The organism is Pseudomonas sp. GW821-FHT02A11, from assembly GCF_059421985.1.
On the sequence record NZ_JBWKWB010000006.1, the window covers coordinates 271321 to 280392 of the forward strand.

Consider the following 9072-nt stretch of genomic DNA (forward strand, 5'->3'; position numbering starts at 1 on the left):
CGTCAGGCTATCGGCTTTTATGAATTACAGCGAAGAACCTACTACCGGGTACCTCCATGCGCCCAGGTTTCGAGCCAATTTGAAGCCTGCGATGGAGCACCCTCTTCATGACTGTTGATAATTTGTAACAGAGTTCTTCAAAGCTCAAGCGAATTTTTATACTTAGCACAGGCGTCTAACTCGGCGCTCTCAGGGAAAGCGCCGAATTCAAAGGGTTAGGAAGGATTGTGAAATTTTGCGATAGGTTCGTGGAATCGCAATAACCGCCCCGCGTTGCCGAGTACCAGCAGCGTGCTCAGGTTGTGCAGCACAGCCGCGATCATTGCCCCGGCAGCGCCGAGCACACCGAAGGCCGCCAGCGCGACAATCGCCAGCGTCCAGCCCAGTCCGATGATCACGTTGACCTGCAACGCCGAGCGGCACTGACGGCTCAGACGCACGCAAGTGCCCAAGCGACGCAGGTCGCTGCCAATCAGCACGATATCGGCGGAGGCCAGCGCGATGTCTGCCCCGCCCGCCCCCATCGCCACACCGACCACGCCGGCTTTCAGCGCGAGGGAGTCGTTGATGCCGTCACCCACCACCATCGGCCGGAAGCCGCTCTTGATCTCGCCCATCACCCGGTTGAGCTTGTCTTCAGGCAACGCTTGAGCGTGGATGTCGCTGATGCCGACTTCGGCGCCCAGGCTGTCGGCGACGCTCTGGCGGTCGCCGGTGAGCAGCAATTGCCGGCCCATGCCCAAGTCGCGAAGTTCGCTCAGGGCCTGACGCGCTTCAGGCTTGAGGCTGTCGGCCAGCAGCAGCCAGGCGAGAAATACGCCATCGACCGCAAGGCCTGCAATCGGGCCGTCGTGATGAGGAACCGGCGAGGTGTGGATGCCCAGCTGGGCGAACAATTCCGGGCGCCCTAGCGCTGCTTCGCCCCTGGCCGTTCGCGCGACGACACCCAGGCCCTGACGCTCACGAATGTCTTCCAGTGCCAGCAGATGATCCTTCTCAACCAATCCTGCCAGCGCGCGGCTGACCGGGTGACTACTGGCCGAACCCAGGCTCGCGGCCAAGGCGATCACCTCGTCTGCGGCGCCCTCTTCTGCCTGCACAGACTGCAGACGCAGGCTGCCGTAGGTCAGGGTGCCGGTCTTGTCGACCACCAGCGAAGTGAGGTCTGCGAGTTCTTCCAGGAAGGCCGAGCTGCGAATCAGAATGCCGTGGCGCGCCGCGACTGCGATCCCGGCGATGGCCGTGGCCGGCGCCGATAACACCAGCGCACACGGGCACGCCGCCACCAGTACGGCGAGCATTGCTTGAGCGTTGTTGGTGATGAACCAGGTGACCGCCGCGATCAGCAACACCAGCACCATGTAACTGCCGGCGTAGCGCTCCAGCAGGCGCGTGATCGGAGGCTTGGAGCGCTCGGCACTTTGCATCAGCGCGATGACCTTGCCCAGCGTCGATTCATTGCCAATGCGCGTCACTTCGATGCGCAGCAGGCCGTCGAGGTTGATTGCGCCGCCGAACACTTCCATCCCGGCACGCGCTTCCAGCGGCACCGATTCGCCTGTGATCGGCGCAGTGTCGAGACTCGCCTGCCCGGACATCACCAAGCCATCGGCCGGCACACGGTCACCCGCGCGCACTTCAACGCGATCACCGGCGACAAGAGAAGCGTTGTCCACTTCGCGAATGGAGCCGTCCGCCGCAATCAGGCGCGCATGGCTGCGGGTCAGTTTGCCGATGGCCTGAATGGCCTCTTGGGAGCCGATGACGCTACGCTCTTCCAGCACGTGACCGAAGATCATGATGATCGGTAGCAAGGCAGCGGTCATCAGGTCGCCAGTGGCCCAGGCGCCGAGCATGGCCAGCGCGATGAGCTGATCGGTGATGCCGTGCAGGCTCGGATAACGCAGGCTGTACCAACCGGCGCTGACCACGGGAATCGCCACCAGCAGGGACGCAGCGCCGAGCAGCAACTGGCTGACGCCGACCTGCTCGGGCGCGAAGAATCGCCAGACCAGCCCCAGCGCCAGCAAGCCCAGGGCGAGCATCGCCAGGGTCAGTTGCCGCGCGGCGCTGCGTTGTTCATTGCTGGTCAGCATGCTGCCGGGTGCGGGTGCATCGGCGTGGGCATGATGGTGAGCAGGATCGTGGGAATGGGTGTGTGCGGCGTCGCCACTCATTTGTCGGCTCCCTGAATGATCAGGCGTGAATCGTCATGGGGATCGACCGTGGTCACAGAATCGGCCTGCTTGAGGATGCCCGGGACGCGCTCACGGTAGATCCGCAGCAGCAGGCCGGGGTCGCTCTTGTTCTGGATCGACTGCGCAAGGCCGGTGACGGCAGCGGTGTCGGTCTGCGCCTTGGCCAATCGTTCGGAGGCTTGCGCGTGAGCAACCTGCAGCAAGCGGTCGGCCTGCTGATTGGCGGTCTGGTTCTGTTTTTCGGCGTCGGTGCGCGCGTTGGCCACGGCCTGATCGGCTTGCTGGCTAGCGGTCAACACGGCGTTGAAGGCGTTAACGGCGGCGGGCGGCAAGCTGGACTGCACGTCCACACGTACCACTTCCACACCCAGGCCAACGCCTGTGCTGGTCAGTTCTTCAAGGCGCTTGTTGATGCCTTGCACCAGGTCGCCACGCAGGCGCTCGCGGCGTTCGGCAGCCTGGCTGTCGGAGCCGACCAGCTCAGGACGCGCCACCAGAATGGTGTCCAGATCCCGTGCAGCCGTCAGGCTGACCGCACTGCGATTGACCAGACGATCCAGCGCAGGCAGCACGTGCTCGCCCTGCAACACAAACTCGCGCGGGTCAGTGACCTTGTAGTACGCCGTCACATCCAGCTGCACGACGCCAGCGTCACCGGTCAGCAGAAAGCCGGAACCGGCCAGCGCATCGCTCATCGGCGTGGCGAAGCTGGTCACCTTGTCGGCGGCCAAAGCCGTGGGCGAGCGCAGCAGGGTTTCCACGTGACGCTCAATCACGCGGTCGGCCGATGGCAGCAGCACCACCTGCTCGAATGGCTGCGGCCAGGCCAGCAGCAAACCGGCGTTCTGCACGCGATTCAGTTCGCCGAAGCGGAACACCACGGCGCGGTTCTGCGGATCGATCTGGCGCACATTGGACACAGCCCAGCCCAGTGCCGCCAGCAACGTCACGACGTACAACCCCAGGAACGCCAACCGGCTGGCCTGCAACCACGGGCTGTTGACCACCGGGCGCTCGATCGCTGTCGAGTCCTGCTCACTCATGGCTGCGTTCCAGCCTTGCCGTCCTGCTTGCCATCCAGGCTCGGCGGGCCATCTACCAACACGCGGAACGGCGCGGCATCGGTGCGCAGAATCAGCTTGGTGGTCGGGCCGACAACGGTGCCGAGGGTGTCCAGCGAGCGCAGCAGGTTGTACAGCTGCGGCGAGCTGGCGTAGGCGCGGCCGTAGATCAGCGCGGCTTCGACGCGGGACTGCGCTTCGATATCGGCGGCTTTGACCGTGGCGTCGGCTTCGACGATGCGTGCATCGCGCTCGGCAGCCGAACGAATCTGCGCCGCTTCGCGCTTGCCGATGGCGGTGCGTTCGGTGGCGATGGTTTCACGCTCGGCGCGCATGCGGTCGACCGTGGCATTGAGGGTGACCGAAGGCAGCGTCAGACGCTCGACCCCCACCTGCAGGACGCGTACGCCGTAAGTGGTCAGCAATTGCTTGTCGATCTGCTGGCGCAATTGGTTTTCGAACTCGCCGATGCGCACTTGATTGGCATCGGTGTTGATCAGGCTCGACAGGTCGAAACTCGCCGCGGTGGTTTCCAGCGCCGAGCCGACGAAGGTGCGGATCTGCCGCGCCGCTTCGTCAGGCTGGTTCTGCACGGCGCGCATGAAGCGCTTCACGTTGTCCGGATCGCCCTGCACCTGCCAGGCGACGTAGGCCTGCACGATGATGCGCAGGCCATCGCGCGTGCCGACATCCTGCAAACCGCTGGAGGTGGTGCGCAGGCGCAGGTCTACCGGGATCGCCGCCTCGAACGGCGCCGGCCAGCGCCAACTCAGGCCCGGGTCGAGCAACACGCGGGCTGGATTGCCGAAACGGGTGATCACCGTGGCCTCGCCGGAGCGCACCTGCACCAGGCTCGCCGCCGCCACTGCAAACGCGATCAGCACTGCCGCCAGCCCGGCGCGACGCCACGGAAAGGCTGCCGGGCCCGACGCTTCGCCGTGATGGTGATGGCCGTGGTGGTGACCATGACCGCCGTGGTCGTGACTGGAATGGTCGTGATGATCGTGGGAATGAAACAGACTCAAGGGACGACTCCTTATTCAGCCGACGGCTGTTCAACCGACTTTGGCGACGCCGCAGGGTCGACCGGGAGAGTGAAAGAACGCAGATCGATGGTGGGCGCGCTGCTGCCGCCCAGGCGATGATCCAGAACGAGCAATTTGGCGTGGGTCATGCCCAGGGTCAGCTGGCTCAGGTACTGCTCCAGCAGAAATGCCTGACCGGCCTTGGCATAGCCCTGTTGTTCGGCGCCGAAACGCAGGTCCGCGCTTTGCGCGTTGGCCATGACTTCACGGGAATTGGCGGCTGCCTGATCGTGGGCGACGCTGGCATGCAACTGTGCAAGGTTGGACTGATCCGCCGCCGCACCGCGCTCGCGGGAGATCAAGGCCTGAGCGTTGATCTGCGCGGCTTGCACGGCGTGATAGGCATTGGCGGCACCCGCTGGCGGGTGAATCGACTCCACCACCGTGGCGAGGATTTCCACGCCGCTGTCGAGCTTCTTCAGGTCCCGCGCCACGGCACTGCCGATGTCGGCGGCCAGATCGGTGCGCTGCTCGCCGAGCAACTCGTCGAGGGTACGCGAAGCAAAATCATGCACCAGCACACGGCTGGCGGTGCTGCGAATCAGGCTCGGGATGTCGGCGCTGTTGTAGGTCGCGGCCATCGCGGCTTGATCATCCAGACCGATGCGATAGACGAAACGTACGTCCATGTTGACGATCTGGAAGCTCTGCTTGTCGCCCGAGCCGCTGGCGATCACCTGGGATTTGTCGTTGATGTGGGTGGCGTCCCACAGGCGGTTGGCTACCGTCGGCGGCGGGCCTTCGGCAGGGTCCAGAGCCTGCTCTGCATTGCTGTTATCGGACTTTGCGCCCTCCGACACGCTGGTGGCCAACTCATGGACCACGCCGTTTTCCACCGGCAACACCGTGCCGAATGGCCATGGCAAACCGGCGTGCAGTCCTGGCCCCAACACCTCAACAGGCTTGCCGAATCGCTCGTAGATGCCGCGCCCCTGCATCGGGATTTCGTGCACGCCACTCAGCGCCCAACCGAGGGCGACGATCACTGCCATCACTGGCAGGAAGGCGCGACGCATGTAGGTAAACGCCCAGATCTGTCGCAAGTCGATGCCGAAGCGATTGTGCAATTCGTTCTGCAAGGCTGTCAGCGGACGCGGTGGCCAGCGCAGCAGGCCAGCGGCAAAACTGCTGGCCACCAGACGCGGTTCAAGGCGCTCATTGCGGGGACTGAAGACCGACAGCAGCGCGCGGATCAGCAGCTCGACCGCGACCAGCCCCGGTAACAGGCCGATCAACACCGCCAGACGCGCTGGCCAGACCCGGTCCACAGACGAGAAGAACAGGCAGAACGCCGCAAGCAGCAAGGTGCCAATCGCCGCGCGGGAAATCTGCGCCAGCTGCTCGGCCTCGGGCCAGCTCGCTTCGGATTCGTTGCTGAACTGACGCTCCAGCACCAGCAGGCCAAATCCAATCAACAGCAGCAGGCCGCCGACCACATTGCCGGTCAGGCCGACACTAGTGCCGACGAGGGTGAGGTTCCAGACCAGGGAAAGACTGATCAGCGCCAGCAACGCCCAGCCCGCCAGCCAAAACACGGGGGCGCCGATCTGCCCGACCATAGAGGTCCCCGCCCCGCCAATGCGCGCCAGCAACCGGTCGTACCAGCCTTGTTCCTCAGCACCCGCATCATCATCTGCTTGCACCGCTTCGGCATCCGGAGCAATGACGTGGGCACGCCACAGGGCGACCACCTGCGCCGACTGCGACGCGGATGCCAGCACCAGCAGGCTCGCGGCGCTATTGGTGAGCACCGCGGTCCACAGGGAATTGGGGGAAAACAGGTCGACAAACAGCGAGACCACCAGGCCAATCACGCCCATGGCGCCCAGCACGTAGGTCAATCGCGAGAGGCGACGCACCTGAAAGCCCGCGCGCTGAAACCTTGGCAGGCTTGCAGGCGCTGCACCTTCGACATCCAGATCAACCCGCATCGACACTCCAGAATTTCAACGCTGAACTCATCACTCGACCTGCTTACTGAGCGGAATAAACATCCGTACCACCGTTGGATGGGGCGTTACGATATAACAAATGGCGTGAAATTTTCGTCCGGTTAATACGGTCGAGCATGACGAATTCTTCAGTCAGACAGCCATCCGACAGGTTAGCCGCTCGCACAGCAGATCCATGTGAGAGTCATGCGCCAGGACTTACCCGCGCCCAGGCGCAAAGCTGTGACAACCCTGAACCGATTCACGTCCACCCGCCCCGCAGTCGGCCAGTGTAGAAATCAAATCTTGCACTATGCTCCCAGAAAGTTATCCACAGGGAGCTGGCCCGCGATCATGCCGACCATACTCAAAACCTGGCTGCAGAAAATTCTTCATCCCATTGCCCAAATTTTGTTCGACGACGGCGTGCGCGCCATTCATGTGACGCTGTGCGCGGGGCTGATTTCGGTAGCGATTGGCGTGCTGGTTGCCGCGTTCGCACTTAATGCCTGGATCTTCATCCTGATCCCGATCTGGATGCTGATCCGCATGATGCTCAATGCGGTGCAGGCGCAATTGATCAGCGAATTCGGGCAGCATTCCAGACTTGGCAACTGCGCCCGCGAGTTGAGCAATGTGGTGACTGAAGCCGCTCTATTCCTGCCGTTTGCGGTGATTCCCAAGGTGAGCCTGCTGCTGGTTCTACTGGTGACATTACTGTCGATTTTCAGCGAATTTGCAGGCTTGCTGGGGCTGCTGATCAAGGCATCGCGGCGGCGTGACGGCCCGATGAACAGCGACGTTCGCATGCTGTGTTTCGCAATTTTTGGGGTGGGAGTTGGCTCTGGCTACGTGCTCACCGCGCCGATCAATATCACCCTGGCGCTCATGGCGCTGCTGTTGTTGGTGACCATCTTCAATCGCGTTCGACGCGCAGTGTCGGAGGCCACCCAAACTGCTTCGGTCGCCACGGCCAACGTTTACGCACAAGACTGAGAAAGCTGTATCAACAGCTTTACACACAGTGTGCCAACATCTTATCCACAGGTCGTTTTTGACTTACGTCGAATCCCGCGGTCGGGCTCCGCGCCTTACCTCACCTGTTTTCGAGCGTGGCATTATGACCATAATATTGAACCGTGATTCTTTCGGGATATTTGCAACGCGCGGTCTACGCTTGCTTGCACTGTGCATTTTTTCTTCAGGAGTACGCTCATGAGTCACTACGACGTTGTCATCATCGGCGGCGGCCCCGGCGGCTATAACGCAGCCATTCACGCCGGTCAAAAGGGCTTGAAAGTCGCCTGCATCGAAGGCCGCGAGACCTTGGGCGGCACCTGCCTGAACGTCGGCTGCATCCCTTCCAAGTCCCTGCTGCATGCCTCCGAGCTGTACGAAGCGGCCACTGGCGAAGAGTTCAAGAAGCTGGGCATCGAGGTCACGCCGACCCTGAACCTGACGCAAATGCTGGCGCAGAAGGTCGAGAGCGTGACCGGCCTGACCAAAGGCATCGAGTTTCTGTTTCGCAAATACAAGGCTGAATGGATCAAGGGCTGGGGGCGGCTGGCCGGGCCCGGCAAGGTCATCGTCACCGACGCTAATGGCGCGCAAACCGAGCTGACTGCCAAGGACATCATCATCGCCACCGGTTCCGAACCCACGCCATTACCGGGCGTGACCATCGACAACCAACGCATCCTCGACTCCACCGGCGCGCTGTCTTTGAGAGAAGTGCCCAAGCATCTGGTGGTCATTGGCGCGGGCGTGATCGGCCTTGAGCTGGGATCGGTGTGGCGCCGTTTGGGCGCCAAAGTGACAGTGGTGGAATTCCTCGATCACGTCGCCCACGGCTCGGACCTGGAAACCGGCAAAACCCTGCACCGCTCGTTGTCGCGCCAAGGCATGAATTTCAAACTCAGCTCGAAGGTGACCTCCGCCATCGCGGGCGACTCAGGAGTGAGCCTGACCGTCGAACCTGCTGCCGGTGGCGAAGCTGAAGTGATCGAAGCGGATTACGTGCTGGTCTCCATCGGCCGACGTCCTGTGACGAAAGGTCTGGGTCTGGAAACGGTAGGCCTGGAAGTGGACAAACGCGGCGTGCTGGCCAACAAAGGCCATCGCACAGCGGTTGACGGTATTTGGGTGATCGGCGACGTAACTTCCGGCCCCATGCTCGCCCATAAGGCCGAGGACGAAGCGGCGGTGTGCGTGGAGCGCATCGTCGGCAAGAAAGGCGAGCTGAACTACAACCTGATCCCCAACGTGATCTACACCAAGCCGGAACTCGCCAGCGTTGGTAAGACTGAAGAGCAATTGAAGGAGGAAGGCCGCGCTTACAAGGTGGGCAAATTCCCTTTCAGCGCCAACAGTCGGGCCAAGGTGAATCACGAAGGCGACGGCTTCGCCAAAGTGCTCGCCGATGAAAAAACCGACGAGATTCTTGGCGTGCATCTGATCGGCCCCAGTGTCAGCGAGATGATTGCCGAGTATTGCGTGGCCATGGAGTTCGCGGCTTCGGCGGAAGATATCGCGCTGACCTGTCATCCCCACCCGACGCGTTCAGAAGCGCTGCGACAAGCGGCGATGGGCGCCGGTGGGCATACGACGCAGGCCTAAGCCCAAGGTCGACGGCGAACCCGCAGGTTGTTGATAACCCTCTGGGAGCGAATTCATTGGCTCTGTCTGCGTAAAGTGTTGCTGGCAGCTAAGCTTGTAAAGTCGACATTCGTTTTCGGAGGTCTGCGATGCGAGCCACAGAGTTCAAGGCTTGGCTATCGGCGATATCCCAGCTTAACCC

6 protein-coding genes are annotated in these 9072 nt (G+C 62.4%); 2 read left to right on the plus strand and 4 right to left on the minus strand.

Translation table 11 applies throughout. The features are described from left to right. Positions 1–215: 215 nt before the first annotated feature. Genes AC07V9_RS12575 through hflK (AC07V9_RS12590) form a run of 4 tightly spaced genes read right to left on the minus strand, consistent with a single transcriptional unit; the run spans position 216 to position 6275 of the window. Entirely contained in the window at positions 216–2177 is a 1962-nt protein-coding gene (locus AC07V9_RS12575) for a cation-translocating P-type ATPase (RefSeq protein WP_495016025.1), read from the minus strand. Beyond that, complete coding sequence (gene hflK, locus AC07V9_RS12580; protein ID WP_495016026.1) at positions 2174–3241, minus strand: protease modulator HflK; 1068 nt, start codon at positions 3239–3241, stop codon at positions 2174–2176. The genes AC07V9_RS12575 and hflK (AC07V9_RS12580) overlap by 4 nt, the downstream gene beginning before the upstream one ends. Then, positions 3238–4284, minus strand: a complete 1047-nt coding sequence (hflC, locus tag AC07V9_RS12585; protein ID WP_495016027.1) for a protease modulator HflC — start codon at positions 4282–4284, stop codon at positions 3238–3240. The genes hflK (AC07V9_RS12580) and hflC overlap by 4 nt, the downstream gene beginning before the upstream one ends. An 11-nt stretch (positions 4285–4295) precedes the next feature. After that, positions 4296–6275 carry a protease modulator HflK gene (gene hflK, locus AC07V9_RS12590; RefSeq protein ID WP_495016028.1) on the minus strand — a complete coding sequence of 660 codons (1980 nt, stop codon included), beginning with the start codon at positions 6273–6275 and terminating at the stop codon, positions 4296–4298. Between the two features lie 243 nt (positions 6276–6518). Between hflK (AC07V9_RS12590) and AC07V9_RS12595 the strand changes: the two genes are divergently transcribed. Next, positions 6519–7271: a CDP-alcohol phosphatidyltransferase family protein gene (locus AC07V9_RS12595; protein ID WP_495016029.1), complete on the plus strand. Its 753-nt coding sequence runs from the start codon at positions 6519–6521 to the stop codon at positions 7269–7271. Positions 7272–7490: 219 nt separating this feature from the next. Further along, positions 7491–8891 (plus strand): dihydrolipoyl dehydrogenase, encoded by a 1401-nt coding sequence (gene lpdA, locus AC07V9_RS12600; RefSeq protein ID WP_495016030.1) that lies wholly within the window; start codon positions 7491–7493, stop codon positions 8889–8891. Positions 8892–9072 lie beyond the last annotated feature (181 nt).

Excerpts from the sequence above, each read along its gene's own strand:
- AC07V9_RS12575 (WP_495016025.1), bottom strand. The coding sequence starts at position 2,177 with ATGAGTGGCGACGCCGCACACACCCATTCCCACGATCCTGCTCACCAT.
- hflK (WP_495016026.1), bottom strand. The coding sequence starts at position 3,241 with ATGAGTGAGCAGGACTCGACAGCGATCGAGCGCCCGGTGGTCAACAGC.
- hflK (WP_495016028.1), bottom strand. The coding sequence starts at position 6,275 with ATGCGGGTTGATCTGGATGTCGAAGGTGCAGCGCCTGCAAGCCTGCCA.
- lpdA (WP_495016030.1), top strand. The coding sequence starts at position 7,491 with ATGAGTCACTACGACGTTGTCATCATCGGCGGCGGCCCCGGCGGCTAT.